Raw genomic sequence first — 18077 nt, 5'->3', positions numbered from 1 at the left:
CATGCTTATACAGTCTATTTTGCTTGGCCTGGTTGCTATGCTTGGCAACGCCGAATATTTACTTGGAACGTGTTTGTTGTCCCGTCCGCTAATTATGGGAACCTTTACGGGTATCGTGCTGGGAGATATTGAACTGGGCGTAAAGATCGGAGCCACGATGGAGCTCGCCTTCATGGGCGCCTTCTCGATTGGCGCCAGCATCCCGCCCGAAATGATTTCGGGAACCGTGCTCGGCACGGCGTTCGCCATTACGACTGGTTCCGGCGCGGAAACCGCCCTGGCAATCGGTTTGCCGGTCGCTTCTCTTGTATTGCTGGCCAAAAACTTTGGCATGGTGTTCATCCTGCCTCCTTTCGTACACAAGGCGGATGAGTACGCCCAAAAAGACAACATGCAAGGCGTCGCGACCGTGCACTATCTGGCTGGATTCTTCGGTGTGAACTTGATTATCGGTCTTTGCGTAGCCGTTGGCTACTATTTGGGCGGCCCGGCCATCGAGGCGTTTCTGGCGATCATTCCGGCTTGGATTTCCAAAGGACTGGAAATCACGATGGGTCTGCTGCCGGCAATCGGGTTTGGCTTGCTCATGAAAATGATCATGAACAAAGCGAATGTGTGCTTCTTTATTTTAGGCTTCGGCCTCTCGGTTTATTTGAATTTGCCAGGAACGGGCATCGCGGTGTTCGGCGCGATCATCGCGATCGTTTTAACCCAGATCAAGCGGACGAGCATGCTGCAGCCCGCTGGCGCGCAAGGAGGAATGGATGATGACGACGACTTCTAAAAAACTGGAAAAGAAAGAGCTGATGTCCGTCTTTTGGCGTTCGTTCGGTTTGGAATGGGACTGGAACTATGAGCGGCAGATGAATATTGGCTATTGCTATTGCATGCTCCCCGTGATCAAAAAGCTGTATCCCGATCCCAAAGACCAGGAAGCGGCGATGAAACGGCATTTGGAGTTTTTCAACACGACGCCGCAGCTGGCTACGCTCATTCTTGGCATCACGGCCGCGATGGAGGAATCCAACGCCAACGATCCCGATTTTGACACGCAATCCATCAACGACGTGAAAGTATCCCTGATGGGTCCGCTGGCGGGCATCGGCGACTCCTTCATTTGGGGAACGCTGCGCATCATCGCGACCGGTGTCGGCTTGTCGCTGGCCACGCAAGGCAATATTTTGGGACCGATTTTATTTTTCCTGATTTTCAATATTCCCGCGCAGGGTCTTCGCTACTACTTGATGAACGCGGGCTACAAACTCGGAAGCGGCTTTCTGGCTACTTTGCAAAAAAGCGGCTGGATGGAAATGCTCACGTATGGCGCATCGGTTCTGGGATTGATCGTCATTGGCGGAATGACCGCGCAAAACGTCGCCATCAACATTCCGATGGTCATTGGAACCGGCGAGGAGGCGACGACGATTGGCGACATCTGCAACCAGATCATGCCTGGAATCGTGCCACTGTTATTTACATTTGGAATTTACTACTTGCTGAAATTTAAAAACGTGAAAACGACGACACTGCTGATCGTGTTTATCCTGATTGGTTTTGTCGGTGCGTTCTTTGGCATCTTAGGATAAAAGGAGGAAAAAAAGATGAAAAAATTCAACGAACAGGAAAAAGTGGAAAGCGTGCAGGGCGCGCTGGCGCTCCGTGGGCAAATTGAGGAAATCGTGGATGGGATTTGCGAAAAAGGCTACACCAACATTGTGTGGCTTGGCATTGGCGGCACGTGGGCGAGCGCGCAGCAGGCGACCGTGCATATGAAGGAAAAATCCGCCATCGAAACCTGGGCGGAAAACGCGGCGGAATACTTGACGACAGGCAACAAGCGCATTGGCGCAGGCACGATTGTGATCACGTCGTCCGTGACAGGCAACACGATTGAAGTGGTTGAAGCCGTGAAAAAGGCGCAGGAAGCCGGTGCGACGGTGATCGGGTTTATTGACGCGCCCGAAGCGGATCTGGCGAAGATGGTGGACCACGTCATTTCCTACAAGCAAAACGAGCAGTTGAAATTCTTCATGGTAGCGGATCGTTTCATGCGCAACGCGGGCGAGTTTGCCGATTATGAAGAAATGTATCAGGAATTTGATCAGCATTTGGCGCAAGCGCTTGTCGAAGTGGAAAAAGAAGCGGAGCCTTTCGCGATCGAGTTCGCGAAAAAACACTGGAACGACGACTTACACTACTTTGTCGGCGCGGGAAACCAGTGGGGAGCGACCTATTCGTACGCGATGTGCTATTGGGAGGAACAGCTTTGGATCAAAACAAAATCCATCACTTCGCCGGAATTTTTCCATGGCATGTTTGAAATCGTAACAAAAGAAACGCCTGTGACCGTATATTTAGGTGAAGACAAACAACGGGTTTTGTCGGAAAGAGTGGCGAATTTCCTGCCTCGTATTTGCGGCAATTACACATTCATCGACACGAAAGACTACGCGCTGGAAGGAATCAGCGAAAAATACCGGGGTGAGATCTCCCATTTGGTTATGCACGCGGTCAACAACCGGATCGACGTCCACATGGAGGACGAAACGAAGCATCCGATGGAAATCCGCCGGTATTACCGGGCGCTGGAATACTAGGAGAAATCTATGAAGTTCACGATGCAGGACTATGTGGAACAAACGCTCCCGGCTTGTCAGGCGCTGCTATCCTCTTCGGCCCAAATGGAACCTTTGATTGCATTGTACAAAAAAAAGAAGCCGGAAACGCTTTGGCTGGTGGCTTCCGGCTCCAGTTTCAACGCCTGTGCCTGCGCACAGCCCTTGATGACAAGGTGGATGGAAACACGAGTGGAATTGATGACTCCATTCACCTTTCTTTATTATACACCGGATATCAAGCCGGACGACCTTATCGTCGTCATTACGCAAAGCGGGTTGTCCACCAACGCGATCGCGGTTCTTGATCATTTGCGATCTTATGAAGATGTCGTTTGTTTAACGGGAAACAAGCAGGCCGATGTCAAAGACCATACGAAGCTCGTTTTAGAATACGGCGTAGGCGAGGAACTCGTCGGTTACGTCACTAAAGGCGTCAGTACCTTGTGCCTTTATTGGCTTCGTTTCGCTCAAATCGTTTCAAACCGTCAAACGATAGACTGGGCCACGATTCTTCTGGCATGGACAGACGCCAAATCCCGGACGCTTCCGTTTATTCAGACACACTGGAAAGCTCTTTCGGCAATGGAAGTCGTCTACTGTCTTGGCACGCCTGCCAGTGCGGGCGTCGGCATGGAGGCCGCTTTAAAAATCGGAGAAACAATTCATATTCCGAGCGTCTACTACGAGGTGGAAGAGTTCATTCACGGGCCAAACCTCCAGCTCACGCCAAAATACACGCTGTTCTTTTTTGACAGCAACGACGATGCGTCGACGCGCTTGCATCAAGTGTACAAAGCCGCCAAATCGGTTACCGACCATGCGTATCTCATCACGATGGATGAAGCCTTTCAAGAAGATCCAAACGCGTTGCTAATCAAACCAAAAGTGGAATCCGGGTTCTCCTCTTTTGTCGAGCTTCCGGTTCCTCAACTGCTCAGCGCGCTGGTGAGCGAAAAACTGCACAGCACGATGCAGCACCCGCTTCTGAAGGAATTCAAAAAAATCGCGTCTGCGAAAACCGAGCATTTTGTCAACTACGACGAAGACGAAGCCTAGTTTTTAGAGTCCGATCGCGCGGACTCTTTTTTTCATCCCATTTTCTCAAAATTCACGCGTTTTCTTTCAAAAACTGAAAAAGTTGTTTCATTTTAAGCGCTCTCTTCTTCTTTTTCCACACCCGCTCTTATAATTAGAACCATAAGGAGGAGAAAACACATGTTAAAACTTTTACTCGCCGATCGTTCCACGACCGCTTTGATTTTATGGATTCTGATCCCCTGCTTCGCGTTGTGCGCCTGCCTTTGTGTGTGGTGCCCCGGAATCGAGTTTTTCTCCTTTTCCCTGGAAGGCATCGCTTCGGCGATCGCCGCGCTCATTTTATGGTACGCCTTGCGGTATTCCCGACTGCTCCACTCGCTGGATTGAATCTTTCCGCATGAAAAAGGTCTGCTCCTTTTCAAAACAGACCTTTTTTTGCTTTGTGTTCATGACCGCCAGTACGCCGCTTTTTGTTTTTCGCTCAATCCGTCAATATAATGCTGCTTGCACGCGACAAACTCCTCGAGATCGAGAAGAATGTGCATCAAATACGCCCGGCTCTCAAACTCCTGCCGCGTCGCGGGCAGCGGCTCGTCCTTCATTTGCCGCATGAGCTTTTCCAGCTCTTTCTGCTGCGCCAAAGGGGCGTTGGTTTCCAAAATATACCGGGACAAATAGCGAATGTAATTCGTCACGACTTTGGACTGTTTGGGATTCATTGGCATGCGGCGAAGCTCCCAAAGCATGCTTTTCAAAATATGGCACTGCGCCAGCCGCATCTTGAAATACTGGACATAGTAATTGGTGTGTTTGGAAAACGTGTTTTCCTCAAAATCCCTGGCCAGCGCGTACGCTTTCGTCAGGCTTTCCTCGTACGCCGTCACATGAAAAGCCTTGGCCGGCTCCTCGTCCAAATGATTGGCGATCCGCTCCAAAATCGCCACCAGCTCCTGATCGCTTTTCGCCATCCACCCCCGAAGCGCCCGCTCCGTCGTTCGCTTCGTGTAAAACTGGTTGATAAGCAACGCGCTTAGCACGCCAATGAGCACAATCAAAAACTCATGCAAAATCATGTCCGGGCTAAAGTCCTGATATGTCATAAAATGCGAGCAAATGACGCCATTCACCGCCAGCGTCGACAACAAATGCCACGCGTTGTACAACCAGTACAGTACCGCCATGATGAGTCCAAACGCGACGATGGGCAGCGGAACGAGCCGGTACACGACCCAGGAAACCGCCACCGTCACAAAATACGTCAGCAGACGATACAGCGTAAGCCGCACGGTTTCCCATTTGCTTGAAAGCAGCGTAATCAACGCGATCGTTCCCGTCGCGTACGGGGACAAGATTCCCAGACTTTTCGAAAGCGCCACCGCGAGAATCGTGCCGGCAGCCAGTTTCAAACCTTGAATGATCGTCTTTCGCGCCGTAATGGAAACCTGCATCGTCATCACCTTCTTCTACCGATTCATATCGTTTTCCGCGTTTCCCCGTCCACCATATCACATATAGGAAAAAAACAAAAAACATTGTACAATAAAAACCATGAAAGTAGAGGAACAAAAATGACCGCCGCAAAATCCGCCGACAGACTCCATTCCCAAATCGCCTTCGCGAAAGAAATCGACAAAGAAAAAACCATCGAGCGCCGCACGCTTTTATCCGACGCTTCCCGCTTTGAAAACGACGCCGAGCACGCCTGGCACGCCGCGCTCATGGCGATTGTTTTAAGCGAATACGCCAACGAGGATATCGACTTGTTCAAAACCGTCACGATGCTGCTGATCCACGACATCGTGGAAATCGACGCTGGCGACACGTACGCCTACGACGAGCAAGGGCAGGCCAGCCATTTCGAGCGCGAGCAAAAAGCGGCCAACCGCCTCTTCGGTCTCCTTCCCGCCGATCAAAAACAGTTTTTTCTTTCCTTGTGGCAGGAGTTCGAAGAGCGAAAGACTCCGGAAGCCAAATTCGCCCGCTGCCTTGACAACTTCCAGCCGACAATGCTCAACGACGCGACCGGCGGCGAAATGTGGAAACGCAACGGGATCAAATTGAGCCAGGTGCTCCAGCGCAACGAGCCTTCCGCCCTCGGTTCCAAAGCGTTGTGGGACTATTCTCTGGAACATTTCATCCGTCCTCACGTGGGAGAAGAGTTGAAAAACGAATAATTTGTTTTCATTGTTTTCAATTTCTTTCATTTTGAGTATAATGAACAAGTAATTTCCAAAAATTGCGTATCATAGAGAGGAAAAGAGAGGTAACCCTATGGCGTTCAAGATCAACCATGAGCTTCCAAGTCCCGACGTCTTGAAAGAGCTCATTCCCATGGATGAGGAATCCAAACAAAAAAAAGCGATCCGCGACGAGCAGATCAAAGATATCTTTACCGGTAAATCCGACAAATTCATTTTGATTGTCGGACCATGCTCGGCCGACAATCCGGAAACCGTTGTCGAATACGTGCATCGCCTTAAAGCGATCGAAGACAAGGTCAGCGACAAAATCCTAATCATTCCCCGCGTCTACACGAACAAGCCGCGCACGACGGGTGACGGCTACAAAGGCATGCTGCACCAGCCCGATCCCAACGAGCCTTCGGACTTGTTGTCGGGCATCATCGCCATCCGCAAGATGCATTTGCGCATCGTGCAGGAAACCGGCCTTTCCGCGGCCGATGAAATGCTGTACCCAAACAACCGCGACTATCTCGACGACTTGCTCAGCTACGAGGCGGTCGGCGCCCGCTCGGTTGAAAACCAGCAGCACCGGCTTGTGGCCAGCGGCGCGGACATCCCGGTCGGCATGAAAAACCCGACAAGCGGCGATTTTTCCGTCATGCTCAATTCCGTGACGGCCGCCCAGCACCCGCACAACTTTATCCATCGCCTGTACGACGTGGAAACGACAGGCAACCCGCTGGCGCATACGATTTTGCGTGGCGGCGTCGACAAATTCGGCACCGCGATCCCGAACTACCACTACGAGGATCTCATCCGGCTGCTGGACGCCTACAAAAAGGCCGATTTGAAAAATCCGGCGGTCATTGTCGACTGCAACCACTACAACTCCGGCAAGAAATACAAGGAGCAAATCCGCATCGCCAAGGAAGTGCTCCATTCCAGAAAGTACAACCCCGAGCTCAAGAACCTCGTCAAAGGCTTGATGATCGAAAGCTACCTCGAGGAAGGCCGGCAGGAAATTGGCGAAGATATGATTCCAGGCAAGTCGATTACCGACCCGTGCCTTGGCTGGGACGACACGGAACAGCTCATTTATGAGATTTACGAGAAATGCTAAGGGCGTTTCTCTTTTTTATTTCGAATAGTGCAAATGGACAAGCTTCCATTGTCCGTCCACTTTTTGAACGACTTGCGTTTCCAGTCCCCGGATGCCGTATGGCTCGCCCGTTTCCCGTTTGACGCACTCTGTATGATACTGGAAAATCACGATCGCCAGATCCTCGGCAACAAAGCGCACTTGAATATCCTCGGCAATCAGCTCGATCCGCTCATACGCGCCCTGAATGCCGCCAATCAAAAAGTCCTCGGTAATCGAATCCAGTCCGCTATACGAATCGGTAATGGAAATGAGCGTGTTGTTTTTTCCGGTCCACAAGCTTTTGAACGCCTCGATGTCCTGGCTGTGGATCGCGTCCTGGTATCGGCGCACCAGCGCGAAAATCTCGTTTTGATCCTTCATATTTTTTCTCCTTCTTTAAATCCATTGTAAAACAAACGTGAACAGCGGAATACTTACAAAAGACAAAAATGTCGACAAAACCATGAGCTGGCCTGCGAATTTCGGATTCTTTTGGTATTTTTCCGCCAAAATGACCGTCGTGGTCGCCGCGGGCATCGCTGTCAGCAGGACGGAAATCTGTTTCGCCAGCGAATGAACCGGCAGCCACCACACGAGCAGAAGCGCCACAGCCGGCAGGAGCAAGACCCGATACACGCTAAAGAGAAAACCGCGCCATGGAAAGAGATCTTTCCAGTCCAAACGACCGACGATCGTGCCGATAATAACCAGACACAACGGCGTCGAGCAGTTTCCCACCATACTGAGCGTCTTCGATACGCCTTCCGGCAAAACGAATCCCGCGCCATACGCCGCCATAACGCCTATGCCAATAAAAATCGAAACGACGCACGGATGGAACAAGATCTTCCGCCAGTCGACGTCTTGTTTTTGGTGTGTACAACGACAACCCGTACGACCACATCAAAACGCGCTGCGGCAACACGCTGATCGACGCGAACAGCAGCCCTGTCGCTCCGTAAAGACTTTGCGCGATGGGCATGCCGATAAAACTCGCGTTCGTCACCATCGTGGCGTACTTCGCGCAAATTTGCTCGCCATTTCCCCACGTTCGGTAAAGAAACCGGTTCAAGATCCAGTACAAGCCTTGGCATCGCGATGGCAAGCACGAACACCTGGCTTGTCGAAACGAGGATCTCGGGCGTCAGCTTCATCTCGAACAAGGAAACGATCGCGCACGGCAACACGATATCCACAACAAAATCCGTCAGCTGCGAAACGGTTTGCGCGTTCAGCATTCCTTTTTTTCAATCCAGATTCCCATTCCCAGCAAGCACAAAATTTCCAGCTCCAAATCCAGCATAATTTCCCTTCTTCCATCAATGTAATCTTTCTTATTACAAAAAGAGGATATCACAGATTATGTGTAACATCAAAAGTTACATTTGATCAAAAAAAGAAAAGAGATCCTTCGATCTCTTCCTAGGGTTTCGCGCCCACCGCTTTCAGCGCCCGATACGTCAGCCAGCTTAACACGCAAGCCACCAAAATACCGCCCAGCACATCCGTCGGATAATGCACGCCCAAATACAAGCGCGACAGGGCGACAACGATCGCGTACGCAAAAAGCGGAATCGTCCATTTTTTTTGTTTGCACCACAAGCTCATCCACGCCAGAGCGAACACCGCCGTCGTGTGGCTGGAGGGAAAGGACGAGCCGCCCGGCACCGGGCCAAGCAGATCGAGGCCCGGAATGGCGATAAACGGCCGGATCCTGGAAAAAAACGGCTTGATCACAAAGGCGTTGCACGCCAGACAAATCGCCAGACTCGCCAACGCGAAAATCGCGAACCTTCTCGTCTTTTTAAAACAAAGCAAAACCACGAACAGCCCCGCTACAAACGGAATCGAGTTCGTGATCCACAACACGATCGTATCCAGGCCGACGTGCCGCACATGGTCTTGCAGCCAAAGCAAGATCCCGCCATCCCAATTCATAAGTATTTACTCCTCCACGCGTAGTAATCCGCGTCTTTCGCCTCGTCGATGCCGTCTTCCCGCGCCACGACGCGAAAGTTCATCGTAGGAAACAGCGCCCGAAATTCCGGTACGGACAACGCGGCATGCCAGTTTGGATGCACCGTCAGCAGCTTATCCTCCTTTTGGCGAACAAGGATCGGCTGCTCGACCATCCGCACGACTTCTCCTTCGCCAAGCGCGCGCAAAGCCTGCTCGCACGATAAAATTTCAATTTGACTCATAGAGACAGAATACCACAATCGCCACGCGTTCGCATCTGTTAACAAATTTTCAAATTTTTTTTATCGAAATTGAAAATGTTCGTTCAATCGCAAGCAAAATCCCCTCATTTTTTTCGGTTTTCGCCTATAATGGAACCGTAAACGAAGTGGTTTACATTCACTCATCTAGGATGGAGCGTTGCAGCGTTCCATCTTTTTCTTCGCGCCTACGCCTGCTGCTTTTGTGCTTCTTCCAAAAAGAAACGGCACGCGTCCGCCGGCACGACGAAATCGTACGTCCATGGATCGAACACCAGACCGGCGCATTGCGGATCGCTGCCGGCGATTTGCATCAGCTTCTGGAGCGGGTAGGCGATGACGTTCGTACGCGAGCCGGCCTTCTCGGCATACACGCTGCGCGTAAACACCGGCACATAGTGGGCGCCTTCCTGTCCCGCGCGCACCGTTTTGATCGTAAAGCCGGACAGCTCCCCGTTTTGATCCAAGTTGTTCCGAACGGGCACGACGCCTTCGCCGCCCGCTTTCGCCATTAAAAATATTTGTTCAAGGACCGTGTACGGCGCGCCCAGTTTTCCTGCGGCGATCCATTCCCGCACCCGCTGTTCAAAAGTCGGATAGGCGATCTTTTCGATGTGGGTCCGGATTTCCTGTTCATTGTCGTTCATCATTAAAACCTCGTTTCTTTTTCCATTATAAAACAAAAAGAGGAGTGAATGGAATCACTCCCCGCCGCCTTTTTAGCAGTCGTAATCAATAAGCTCCTGGAAGTTGGCCTGGCTGTTTTGGCAAACCGGACATTTGAGCGGTGCTTCCTCCGCTTCGCAAATATATCCGCACTTCAAGCACATCCATTTTACTTTGTGGTCGCGTTTGAACACCGTTCCGCCCTGCACTTCGTTGAGCATCGTTTGATACCGGTCGCGGTGATGGTGCTCGATCTCGCCGACTTTGCGGAACAGCTCCGCCATTTGCGTGTTGCCTTCCTCTTCGGCTTCTTTGGCAAACGTGTCATACATCGTTTCCCATTCGTAATTCTCGCCGGCCCAGGCGTCCGTCAGATTTTGAACCGTTCCCGGAATCTCGCCGTCGTGAAGCGCCTTGAACCACATTCTCGCATGCTCGTTTTCGTTGGCCGCGGTTTCATTGAAAATATCGTAAAGAACCCGATATCCGTCTTTGAGCGCCTGTTGCGCGTACCACTGGTATTTTGTGTACGCCATCACTTCGCCGGCCAGAGCCGTCTGCAAGTTCTTTAGAGTTTTTTCCCCTTTTAAGTTGACAGTAAACATATTTGATTACCTCCGTTCCTTTTTATTTTATGCCTTTCGGTTTCCCGGTACAAAAGAAACGACCAGCTTCTTAGTCGCTGGTCGCCCATGATGGCATCTCTTTCCCTCTGCGCACAAGGATCGCTTTCTGGAATTGAGTCTGATTCAAAAACTGTAGGATCTTTTCCGTTTCCTGCTCGGTGCATCCGACCAGAAGCTTCACTTCGCAATCTTTTTTCAAAATATCCGCCGAAATGGCGATCGCCTCCACCCGGTTGGCTTTTCCGGATCCTTTGAACAAGTCGATCGGACTTTGATCCGATCCCACGCTGTCCGCCAAAAATCCATAGTCAACCGGATATACGAGATTGGAATATTTAAAATGTGTCGATCCTTTGGGCCTGTCGATCGTGCACGTGCACGACAGGAGCAGTGTGTCGAGTTTTTGCCAAAAATATACATTGTTCTCTAACGCTTTCATAAAGACCTCCATTGATATGCCGGTTTCATTATTATACATCTTTATTGAAAGATTTACATGTGTTTTTGAAATGTTTTTTCAAAAATAATCCGCGAACAACACGCCTTGCGGCCGGACGCAGCGCGCGATCATCGGCCAAAGCTTCGCGTCCGCCTCGACGCGCCCGCGATCCCGGTCCAGATCGAACACGCCAAAAAACAACTTCACGAACACTTCGATATCCATACGGGCCGTTGGCTCTTCTGTGCGGAACACCTTCTTCACCTTCGTGTGCCCTTTTCGATGCTCCACCTCGTATATGCCAACGTTCCATGGCGCGTACCGGTCGCTGCGAATCTCGATAGCGAACTTCGCCTTGCGGGCGAACGGATACGAGCGCAAAAACGCCTCCACGTCCACGACACGCGCCATCATGCCCCGCTGAAACCGGATCGTGGTTTCCGGGCTGGCGTCCTCTAAAATATCGACAATCTCATCCAGTCCCTGACAGCACGAATAGGCGATCGTGTCCACGCCTTCCTGCTCGCGCAGCTGGGCCAGAAACGCGCGCAGCACCGGCTCCTGCCCGACGATTTCAAAAATAGACAGCGTCCGCTTTTCCAAGTCCTCCAAATACGCCATGTAGCCGACCGGCTCGTCGTCTTCGTACGCGATCCAAAACCGGTACGGCTTGCGCAAATGAAACTTATACTCTTCCCACCATGGCTCGCGCGCCATCAGCCCGCGCGCCCGGTTGGCGCGTCTGGCGTACAAATCGTGCACGATTGGCGCGGCCTGCGCCCAATCCACCTCTTCGATGCGATACGTGTGGTCGAAGCGCGGCAAATCCCGCTGGACGATTTGAAAATCCAGCATGTCGAACACTTTCTCGTAGCCAAACCGGCGGTAAAACCGATAGGAAAACGGCGCCAAATACGACAGGACGCATCCCTTTTCATGCAGTTTTTTAAAGATCGCGCTCATCAAATCGTCGATTCGATGCTGGTGCTGAAAATTTTCGGACGTCGCCACGAAACCAATGCCCGCCATCGTATACGGCGTCCCAAAAAAGTCGATCGTATACGGCGTGGCGATAATTTGGCTTGCCAGCGTTTCGTCTTCGAACGAGCCAAAAGAATCCGAATGCGCGACAAGCAAGTCGAAGCGCGCCTTCATCGCTTCCGGCGTGTTCCACGGGAATCCTTCGCAAATCAAATCGAGCTGCGCCTTCCGGTCTTTTTCGTTCAATTCTCTTACGTATTTCATTGTATCCTCATTTCTATATGATGCCGACTTTCAAAAAGTCCTCGTTTCCTTCGAGCAGTTTGTCGATGACTTCGCCAATCCCGTTTTCGTCGTTGGTTTTCGTCACGACATTGGCCGCCGCTTTGGCGGTATCCATCGCGTTGCCCATCGCCACGCCGATGCCCGCTTTCGCCAGCATTTCCACATCGTTTTCCGCGTCCCCGAACGCCATGACGTTTTCCATCGTATAGCCTAGCTTGCGGGCGATCTTGTCAAGCGCCGACGCCTTGGAAACGCCTTTCGGCATGATTTCCAGCCATTCCGGCCCCACAAGCAGCACGTCGTAGTCCTTCAGGTCCGCCTTGAGATTGTCGAGGTTTTTATCGAAAAACGACGCCGAATGCACGAGGCACACTTTGTTGATGTCCTGCGTCAAGGTAATGTCTTTGTATGGCAAGTCGATAAAGTTGCGGTGGCTCGCCCCCGCTTTCAGCCCGTAGTCGGCCGGCTCGCCGCGCACGATGGTTTTCACCGTTTTTTTAATTCGTCCCAGCCGGGAAATGTAGCTGTAAAAATCGTACCCGCAGCAAAAGATGCCTTCCACATTGTACTTCCGGCACACTTCCTGGATCTTCAATCCGTCTTCCGGCAGCAGAACATCGTCCAAATCGTATTCTTTTTTTTCAAAATCATACAAGATCTGCCCGTTGACGAGCGCGAGAAAATGCGGACCTTGTTCCAGCCCGAGCGGCTCGTAAACAAACCGGCAGCCGTTTTTATCGCGTCCGGAAGCAATCACGATGTGCATGCCCGCCTGTTTGGCTTTTTCAATCGCCGCCAGCGTTCGCGGGTCGATTGTCTTTTGCGAAGTAAGCAGCGTGCCGTCTAAATCAAAAGCAAGAATATTGATCATAGTTGTTTTTTTTCCTTCTTCTTCCTGTTGTCCATTTCATTATACCGCATTGCCAAAAAAAAGCGCCCGGAATCGGGCTTCTTCTTTGTCGTCCTCAATACGTTTCAAACGCCTTGCGCAAGCGCTCCTCGTCGCAGCCGGCCGCCAGACCGACCATAAGCAGGATCCGCGCCTTGTGCGGCGAAAGCCGGTACGCCGGAATCGTTTTGCGCAGCGGGTCGAACACATCCGAGTCAAACACCGCGCCCTCCAAAATCCGGGAGGCGCGCACGACGACGCACGACGTCTCGTTCGTTTCCAAAACGCGGCGGATCGAATCGGGATAATTGCCCGAGCCGCTTCCCGCCAGCACGACCCCGTCATTGTGCGCGAGCATCCACTCCAACAGTTTCGGGTCGCAGTCCGCGTGCACATAGTAAATGGATACCTTGGGCAGCGTGTCGTACTCCAGCGTGGAAAACTCGCTTTGATACGTATGCATCCGATACGGCATATTCTGCAAGTACACTTTCTCGTCCCGCATATAGCCTAGCGTTCCAAACTCGCCCATTTTGAAGGCGTCGGTTTTGATGCTGTTGGTCTTCGTGATGTCCCGCCCCGAATAAATCGTGTCCGAGAACACCGCCAGCACGCCCGCGTCGCTCGCTTGCGGATGGGTCGCCAGCGCCACCGCTTCGTACAAATTCATCGGCCCATCCGCGCTGGTGGCCGTCGCCGGACGCATGGCGCCCGTCATCACGACCGGTTTGCGAATATCCAGTGTCAGGTTCAGGAAGTACGCCGTTTCCTCAAACGAATCCGTGCCATGCGTGATGACGATACCGTCGATGGAGTCGTCATGACCAAGCGCGTAACACAAATTCCGCAGCTCGACCCAGTCCCGGGCGGTAATGTCGTTGGAGTCTTTTTGGTACAGGGAAATCAAATGCAGCCTGGCCAGCTCGTTGATTCGCGGAATGCTGGCGATGATCGAATCCACGTCGATTTCCCCCGCCTTGTAGGCCGAGGCGCTGCCTTGACCCGCAATCGTGCCGCCGGTGGCGATAATCGCGATCGTTTTCATAGGCTAGGATTCCAAATAATCCCAGACGCCGGTCGTTTCCGCGCTGTCCCAGTCGATGGACGAATCGACATCCCACAAGCTCATCGTCTGGTTTTGCGGATCGTAGCCGATGGCCGCCTGTTGCACCACGCCCTTCTCGATCGTGTAAATCGTCGGGGTGTATAAAAAATAAGGAAACAGGGCGAGAAACTGCTTGCCATCCTCGTTTTCCGACACAAGCGTCAAATCGTCTTCCTTTTCACGCTTGAAATCAAAATCCGTCACATCCAGCACGTACACGGTTCCGTCGTGATCCTTTTTCGTTTCGTCCACATAGTCGTTGAGTTCCTGGCAAAACGGACAGTTGTCCCGCTCCACCAGCAGCTTGAACGATTCCTTTTTTTCGATTTTCTCGTTCAATTCCGCCATCGTGACCGGCTCTTCCTGAAAATCCTTTTTGGCCGCGCAAGCCGTCAGCGCGAAACCGAGCACGAGCACAAGCGCTCCCGCCACGATTTTTTGTATTTTTTTATTCATCTTTGATCTCCTCGATTCCTCTAATGAGTTTGCCCACTGAAAACGCGAGCGCCTCCAGCTTTTCCTTTCCGCACGACAGCGCGGTCTGAAAGTCCATGGCCCGGTCCGCCGTCGAAAAAATGCCGATGACGCCTTCCTTGTAGAGGGGCTCGTAGCCCGCGCCCAGCGCGCCGCTCAAGCACACCACCGGCACGTGGCGGCGCGAAGCGACCTTGGCGATGCCGTACGGCACTTTTCCATACAAGGTTTGGGCGTCGGTCTGTCCTTCACCGGTAAAAACGAGGTCGGCCTTGTCGAGCGCGTCCGGAAAGCGGGCGTAGTCCATGCACACCTCGATGCCGGGGCGCATCGAGGCCCGGAACACGCCCAAAAGCACTCCGCCGATGCCCCCGGCCGCGCCCGAGCCTTCAAACGCGTCCATGTCGACGTGAAACGTCTGGTCGATTTTTTGATTGTAGTGGGCCATGGCGGTGTCGAGCCGCTTCATTTGCGAAGGGAAAATCCCCTTTTGCCGACCAAACGTGTACGTCGCCCCGTTTTTTCCGAGCAGCCGGTTTTTCACGTCGCACGCCACGATCAGCTCGACGTCGCGATCAAACGAAAATCCCCGTTTGTCGATAAAGGCGATGCGTTCCAGATTGTAAGCGTTGGGCGACAGCAGCTGGCGCTGGGCATCGTAAAATTTGGCGCCAAACGCCTTCAGGATCCCCATTCCGCCGTCGTTGCTTCCCGAGCCGCCCAAACCGATGATCATCTTCCGGCACTTGCGCCGCAAGGCGTCCTTCATAAGCAGCCCGACGCCAAACGACGACGCGGCCAGCGGATTGCGGTCCGCGCGCTCGTACAAGTTGAGCCCGATGCAGCTAGCGACATCCAGAACGGCGAGTTTTTGCTCCTCATTCCAGGCGTAGCGGGCTTTGATGCGCCGTCCGAGCAAATCCACGGTTTCGACTTCCACCATTTTGCCGCGGATGTAGCCGCACAGGACTTGCGCGAAGCCTTCCCCGCCGTCCGCCATCGGATACGTTTCGACGCGCCACTTTGGATTGGCGGTCCGCAATCCTTTTTTCATACATTCGCATGCCTGCTCGCTTGACATACATCCTTTGAATGAGTCGCAGGCGATTAAAATATTCATAGTTCTATTTTACTTCTCCGCTTCGGGAAATCAATCGTAAGTTCGCATGTTGGCCATCCTTTTCCACATTCGTTTCCTCCCTGGCGATTTTTCCCGTTGGAATCACAGGAACAATGATTTATAATGGAAAAAATAAAAGAAAGGAACACACATCGTTTTGATGTCTGGAAGCAATATACTATGGATAAAAAACATATCGTGATCGCGGTGACCGGCGGGATCGCGGCATACAAGGCGTGCGATTTAGTGAGCCGGCTGACGAAAAAAAACTATGAAATCAAAGTCGTCCTCAGCGCTCACGCGATGGAATTCGTGAATCCAATCACGTTTGAGGCACTTTCCCATCACAAATGCGAAACCTCGCTGTTCGACAAGACGAACGAGGATCCGATCGCCCACATCACCCTGGCCAAGTGGGCGGACGCGTTCGTCATCGTTCCGGCGACCGCGAACATCCTCGCCAAAGTCGTGTATGGCATAGCGGACGATCTCGTTTCCACAACCGCGCTGGCGTGCCACACGAAAAAAATGATCTGTCCGGCCATGAACGTGCATATGTACGAAAACGAGGTTACCCGGCAAAACCTGAAAAGAGCCAGAGAGCTGGGCTGGCACATCGTGGAGCCGGAAGAAGGCATGCTCGCCTGCCAGGATGTCGGCAAAGGAAAGCTCGCCTCGGTCGACTCGATCGCGGAGGCGATCGACCAGTTGTTCTCTCCCCGGATTTTGGAAGGGAAACGGGTCCTGGTGAGCGCGGGACCGACGCAGGAGGCGCTGGATCCGGTGCGCTTTATTTCCAACCACTCGTCCGGAAAACAAGGTTTCGCGATCGCGAAAAAGGCGCGCGATCTGGGCGCGCGGGTCACGCTCGTGCATGGACCGGTCGATTTGGCGGCGCCCGAGGGGGTCGACACCGTACCGGTGCGCAGCGCGCAGGACATGTTTGAAGCGATACAGGCCCGCCACGCCGAGCAGGACTATATCATTATGGCGGCGGCGGTGTCGGATTATCGTCCAAAACGCGTCCATGAGCAGAAAATGAAAAAAAAGGACGATGAAATGGCGGTCGAGCTTGTGAAAAACCCGGATATTCTCGCCTGGCTTGGCAACCACAAACCAAAAGGGCAGATTCTTTGTGGTTTCGCGATGGAAACGGAAAACCTGGAACAAAACGCGAAGGAAAAGCTGGCGAAAAAACACTGCGACCTCCTGGTGGCCAACAACTTGTTTACCAAAGGAGCCGGTTTCCAGACTTCGACCAACGTCGTCACGATCTTCTTTCCGGACGACAAAGTCGAGCTTGGCACGCTGACGAAGGAGGAAGTGGGCGAAACCATTTTGAAAACGATGAAAACACTGGAGGAAAACGCATGCTAGTAGCCATCGACGTAGGAAATACAAACATCACGATCGGCGTCTTCAAACACGACGATCTGATTGCCAATTATCGGCTGACGACTAAGATTCGCCGGACTTCCGACGAGTACGGTTCCAGTCTTGTCAACTTTTTGACCGCGGCGGGCATCGACCTTGACGACGTGCACAACGTCATCGTTTCCAGCGTCGTTCCCAAGATCATGCACTCCTTTCGCAACGGCATCATCAAGTTTCTCGACATCGACCCGATCATTGTCGGCCCGGGTATCAAAACGGGCATCAGCGTCCAGCTTGAAAACCCGAAAAGCGTCGGCGCGGACCGGATCGCGGATTGCGCGGGCGCGTACCACGAATATGGCGGACCGGTGCTGGTCGTCGATTTTGGCACGGCCACGACGTACGACTACGTCACGAAGGAAGGCCACTTTAAAGCGGGCGCGATTGGCGTAGGCATCGAGTCGGGCGCCAACGCCTTGTGGGGCCAGACAGCGCAGCTGCCGGAAGTGGAAATCAAACGGCCGGATACGATTTTAGCCAAAAACACGCAGGCGGAAATGCAGGCCGGCATCTTCTACCAGTTTCTGGGCGGCTTCGAACTGACCGTGAAGCAGTTCAAAAAGGAATTGAAGGAGGATTTCAAGGTCATCGCGACCGGCGGTTTGGGGCGCGTGATTTGCGACCACACCGACTTGATCGACGTATACGATCCAAACCTGATTTTTAAAGGTCTGAAGCTCATTTACGAAAAAAACAAGGATGCCAAATCCGCTCCAAAAGAATAGGCAAAGCGCGTCACGGGCGCGCTTTTTATGTGGCTTAACCGGGTCGAAGATTTGTATACTTGCGCGTAGTATACTCGTAAGTATACAAATTTCTTTCACGCAGGGATCCTGCAATCAAAAAGTCGATTTCACAT

Annotated in this window: 23 protein-coding genes; 9 read left to right on the top strand and 14 right to left on the bottom strand. The window is 52.4% G+C overall.

The window, feature by feature from the left end:
• The first annotated feature begins 1 nt into the window (after position 1).
• The 5 genes from ABNS49_RS02255 to ABNS49_RS02235 all read left to right on the top strand — a co-directional run bounded on the left by ABNS49_RS02255 (position 2) and on the right by ABNS49_RS02235 (position 4043).
• Entirely contained in the window at positions 2-784 is a 783-nt protein-coding gene (locus tag ABNS49_RS02255) for a PTS sugar transporter subunit IIC (RefSeq protein ID WP_135980424.1), read from the top strand.
• Positions 765-1586 carry a PTS system mannose/fructose/sorbose family transporter subunit IID gene (locus tag ABNS49_RS02250; RefSeq protein ID WP_348687811.1) on the top strand — a complete coding sequence of 274 codons (822 nt, stop codon included), beginning with the start codon at positions 765-767 and terminating at the stop codon, positions 1584-1586. Before ABNS49_RS02255 ends, ABNS49_RS02250 begins: the two co-directional genes overlap by 20 nt.
• Before the next feature lie 15 nt (positions 1587-1601).
• Positions 1602-2597: an SIS domain-containing protein gene (locus ABNS49_RS02245; RefSeq protein ID WP_135980425.1), complete on the top strand. Its 996-nt coding sequence runs from the start codon at positions 1602-1604 to the stop codon at positions 2595-2597.
• A 9-nt stretch (positions 2598-2606) separates the two neighbouring features.
• On the top strand, positions 2607-3674 hold the full coding sequence (locus tag ABNS49_RS02240) for an SIS domain-containing protein (RefSeq protein ID WP_289108084.1): 1068 nt from the start codon (positions 2607-2609) through the stop codon (positions 3672-3674).
• Positions 3675-3833: 159 nt separating this feature from the next.
• Complete coding sequence (locus ABNS49_RS02235; RefSeq protein ID WP_135980427.1) at positions 3834-4043, top strand: hypothetical protein; 210 nt, start codon at positions 3834-3836, stop codon at positions 4041-4043.
• Positions 4044-4102: 59 nt separating this feature from the next.
• On the opposite strand, the gene ABNS49_RS02230 is transcribed toward ABNS49_RS02235, so the two are convergent.
• A complete protein-coding gene (locus ABNS49_RS02230; RefSeq protein ID WP_135980428.1) occupies positions 4103-5110 on the bottom strand; it encodes an aromatic acid exporter family protein in 1008 nt (335 codons plus the stop codon).
• Positions 5111-5224: 114 nt separating this feature from the next.
• Here ABNS49_RS02230 and ABNS49_RS02225 point away from each other — a divergent pair, with 114 nt between their 5' ends.
• Both ABNS49_RS02225 and ABNS49_RS02220 read left to right on the top strand, forming a co-directional pair.
• A complete protein-coding gene (locus ABNS49_RS02225; protein ID WP_135980429.1) occupies positions 5225-5830 on the top strand; it encodes an HD domain-containing protein in 606 nt (201 codons plus the stop codon).
• A 61-nt stretch (positions 5831-5891) separates the two neighbouring features.
• A complete protein-coding gene (locus ABNS49_RS02220) occupies positions 5892-6959 on the top strand; it encodes a 3-deoxy-7-phosphoheptulonate synthase (protein WP_289183631.1) in 1068 nt (355 codons plus the stop codon).
• Positions 6960-6974: 15 nt separating this feature from the next.
• On the opposite strand, the gene ABNS49_RS02215 is transcribed toward ABNS49_RS02220, so the two are convergent.
• The 13 genes from ABNS49_RS02215 to ABNS49_RS02155 all read right to left on the bottom strand — a co-directional run bounded on the left by ABNS49_RS02215 (position 6975) and on the right by ABNS49_RS02155 (position 15784).
• Positions 6975-7361 (bottom strand): nuclear transport factor 2 family protein, encoded by a 387-nt coding sequence (locus tag ABNS49_RS02215; protein WP_290155336.1) that lies wholly within the window; start codon positions 7359-7361, stop codon positions 6975-6977.
• A gap of 15 nt (positions 7362-7376) precedes the next feature.
• Positions 7377-7823 (bottom strand): AEC family transporter, encoded by a 447-nt coding sequence (locus ABNS49_RS02210; protein WP_348687805.1) that lies wholly within the window; start codon positions 7821-7823, stop codon positions 7377-7379.
• On the bottom strand, positions 7784-8218 hold the full coding sequence (locus tag ABNS49_RS02205; protein ID WP_135980433.1) for a hypothetical protein: 435 nt from the start codon (positions 8216-8218) through the stop codon (positions 7784-7786). Before ABNS49_RS02205 ends, ABNS49_RS02210 begins: the two co-directional genes overlap by 40 nt.
• A 184-nt stretch (positions 8219-8402) precedes the next feature.
• A complete protein-coding gene (locus ABNS49_RS02200) occupies positions 8403-8918 on the bottom strand; it encodes a phosphatase PAP2 family protein (RefSeq protein WP_135980434.1) in 516 nt (171 codons plus the stop codon).
• Positions 8915-9181, bottom strand: coding sequence for a hypothetical protein (locus ABNS49_RS02195; protein ID WP_290091973.1), 267 nt, complete (start codon positions 9179-9181; stop codon positions 8915-8917). The genes ABNS49_RS02200 and ABNS49_RS02195 overlap by 4 nt, the downstream gene beginning before the upstream one ends.
• Positions 9182-9387: 206 nt before the next feature.
• Positions 9388-9849 carry an SseB family protein gene (locus ABNS49_RS02190; RefSeq protein WP_290091972.1) on the bottom strand — a complete coding sequence of 154 codons (462 nt, stop codon included), beginning with the start codon at positions 9847-9849 and terminating at the stop codon, positions 9388-9390.
• Positions 9850-9918: 69 nt separating this feature from the next.
• A complete protein-coding gene (locus ABNS49_RS02185) occupies positions 9919-10470 on the bottom strand; it encodes a rubrerythrin family protein (protein WP_135980437.1) in 552 nt (183 codons plus the stop codon).
• 70 nt (positions 10471-10540) lie between these two features.
• On the bottom strand, positions 10541-10930 hold the full coding sequence (locus tag ABNS49_RS02180) for an Inorganic pyrophosphatase (protein WP_135980438.1): 390 nt from the start codon (positions 10928-10930) through the stop codon (positions 10541-10543).
• Positions 10931-11008: 78 nt separating this feature from the next.
• The gene (locus tag ABNS49_RS02175; protein ID WP_135980439.1) at positions 11009-12175 is read right to left on the bottom strand and encodes a GNAT family N-acetyltransferase; all 1167 of its coding nucleotides are present in this window, start codon (positions 12173-12175) and stop codon (positions 11009-11011) included.
• Between the two features lie 13 nt (positions 12176-12188).
• A complete protein-coding gene (locus ABNS49_RS02170) occupies positions 12189-13067 on the bottom strand; it encodes a Cof-type HAD-IIB family hydrolase (protein ID WP_288341504.1) in 879 nt (292 codons plus the stop codon).
• 94 nt (positions 13068-13161) lie between these two features.
• On the bottom strand, positions 13162-14130 hold the full coding sequence (locus ABNS49_RS02165; protein ID WP_135980441.1) for an asparaginase: 969 nt from the start codon (positions 14128-14130) through the stop codon (positions 13162-13164).
• A 3-nt stretch (positions 14131-14133) separates the two neighbouring features.
• Complete coding sequence (locus ABNS49_RS02160; protein ID WP_288341501.1) at positions 14134-14646, bottom strand: hypothetical protein; 513 nt, start codon at positions 14644-14646, stop codon at positions 14134-14136.
• Positions 14639-15784 carry a glycerate kinase gene (locus ABNS49_RS02155; RefSeq protein ID WP_288341499.1) on the bottom strand — a complete coding sequence of 382 codons (1146 nt, stop codon included), beginning with the start codon at positions 15782-15784 and terminating at the stop codon, positions 14639-14641. The genes ABNS49_RS02160 and ABNS49_RS02155 overlap by 8 nt, the downstream gene beginning before the upstream one ends.
• 180 nt (positions 15785-15964) lie before the next feature.
• On the opposite strand from ABNS49_RS02155, the gene coaBC reads away from it, so the two are divergent.
• Positions 15965-17161: a bifunctional phosphopantothenoylcysteine decarboxylase/phosphopantothenate--cysteine ligase CoaBC gene (gene coaBC / locus ABNS49_RS02150; protein ID WP_288341497.1), complete on the top strand. Its 1197-nt coding sequence runs from the start codon at positions 15965-15967 to the stop codon at positions 17159-17161.
• Entirely contained in the window at positions 17155-17943 is a 789-nt protein-coding gene (locus tag ABNS49_RS02145) for a type III pantothenate kinase (RefSeq protein WP_289197444.1), read from the top strand. The genes coaBC and ABNS49_RS02145 overlap by 7 nt, the downstream gene beginning before the upstream one ends.
• Positions 17944-18077 lie beyond the last annotated feature (134 nt).

It is taken from the genome of uncultured Dubosiella sp. (assembly GCF_964018005.1).
GTDB lineage: Bacteria > Bacillota_I > Bacilli_A > Erysipelotrichales > Erysipelotrichaceae > Dubosiella > Dubosiella muris.
This window is presented reverse-complemented; position numbering and strand designations above follow the sequence as displayed.

What these genes read in the sequence shown, in the direction of transcription:
- ABNS49_RS02255 (WP_135980424.1), top strand. Translation starts at nt 2, where the DNA reads ATGCTTATACAGTCTATTTTGCTTGGCCTGGTTGCTATGCTTGGCAAC.
- ABNS49_RS02250 (WP_348687811.1), top strand. Translation starts at nt 765, where the DNA reads ATGATGACGACGACTTCTAAAAAACTGGAAAAGAAAGAGCTGATGTCC.
- ABNS49_RS02245 (WP_135980425.1), top strand. Translation starts at nt 1,602, where the DNA reads ATGAAAAAATTCAACGAACAGGAAAAAGTGGAAAGCGTGCAGGGCGCG.
- ABNS49_RS02240 (WP_289108084.1), top strand. Translation starts at nt 2,607, where the DNA reads ATGAAGTTCACGATGCAGGACTATGTGGAACAAACGCTCCCGGCTTGT.
- ABNS49_RS02235 (WP_135980427.1), top strand. Translation starts at nt 3,834, where the DNA reads ATGTTAAAACTTTTACTCGCCGATCGTTCCACGACCGCTTTGATTTTA.
- ABNS49_RS02230 (WP_135980428.1), bottom strand. Translation starts at nt 5,110, where the DNA reads ATGACGATGCAGGTTTCCATTACGGCGCGAAAGACGATCATTCAAGGT.
- ABNS49_RS02225 (WP_135980429.1), top strand. Translation starts at nt 5,225, where the DNA reads ATGACCGCCGCAAAATCCGCCGACAGACTCCATTCCCAAATCGCCTTC.
- ABNS49_RS02215 (WP_290155336.1), bottom strand. Translation starts at nt 7,361, where the DNA reads ATGAAGGATCAAAACGAGATTTTCGCGCTGGTGCGCCGATACCAGGAC.
- ABNS49_RS02205 (WP_135980433.1), bottom strand. Translation starts at nt 8,218, where the DNA reads ATGCTGAACGCGCAAACCGTTTCGCAGCTGACGGATTTTGTTGTGGAT.
- ABNS49_RS02200 (WP_135980434.1), bottom strand. Translation starts at nt 8,918, where the DNA reads ATGAATTGGGATGGCGGGATCTTGCTTTGGCTGCAAGACCATGTGCGG.
- ABNS49_RS02195 (WP_290091973.1), bottom strand. Translation starts at nt 9,181, where the DNA reads ATGAGTCAAATTGAAATTTTATCGTGCGAGCAGGCTTTGCGCGCGCTT.
- ABNS49_RS02190 (WP_290091972.1), bottom strand. Translation starts at nt 9,849, where the DNA reads ATGATGAACGACAATGAACAGGAAATCCGGACCCACATCGAAAAGATC.
- ABNS49_RS02185 (WP_135980437.1), bottom strand. Translation starts at nt 10,470, where the DNA reads ATGTTTACTGTCAACTTAAAAGGGGAAAAAACTCTAAAGAACTTGCAG.
- ABNS49_RS02180 (WP_135980438.1), bottom strand. Translation starts at nt 10,930, where the DNA reads ATGAAAGCGTTAGAGAACAATGTATATTTTTGGCAAAAACTCGACACA.
- ABNS49_RS02175 (WP_135980439.1), bottom strand. Translation starts at nt 12,175, where the DNA reads ATGAAATACGTAAGAGAATTGAACGAAAAAGACCGGAAGGCGCAGCTC.
- ABNS49_RS02170 (WP_288341504.1), bottom strand. Translation starts at nt 13,067, where the DNA reads ATGATCAATATTCTTGCTTTTGATTTAGACGGCACGCTGCTTACTTCG.
- ABNS49_RS02165 (WP_135980441.1), bottom strand. Translation starts at nt 14,130, where the DNA reads ATGAAAACGATCGCGATTATCGCCACCGGCGGCACGATTGCGGGTCAA.
- ABNS49_RS02160 (WP_288341501.1), bottom strand. Translation starts at nt 14,646, where the DNA reads ATGAATAAAAAAATACAAAAAATCGTGGCGGGAGCGCTTGTGCTCGTG.
- ABNS49_RS02155 (WP_288341499.1), bottom strand. Translation starts at nt 15,784, where the DNA reads ATGAATATTTTAATCGCCTGCGACTCATTCAAAGGATGTATGTCAAGC.
- coaBC (WP_288341497.1), top strand. Translation starts at nt 15,965, where the DNA reads ATGGATAAAAAACATATCGTGATCGCGGTGACCGGCGGGATCGCGGCA.
- ABNS49_RS02145 (WP_289197444.1), top strand. Translation starts at nt 17,155, where the DNA reads ATGCTAGTAGCCATCGACGTAGGAAATACAAACATCACGATCGGCGTC.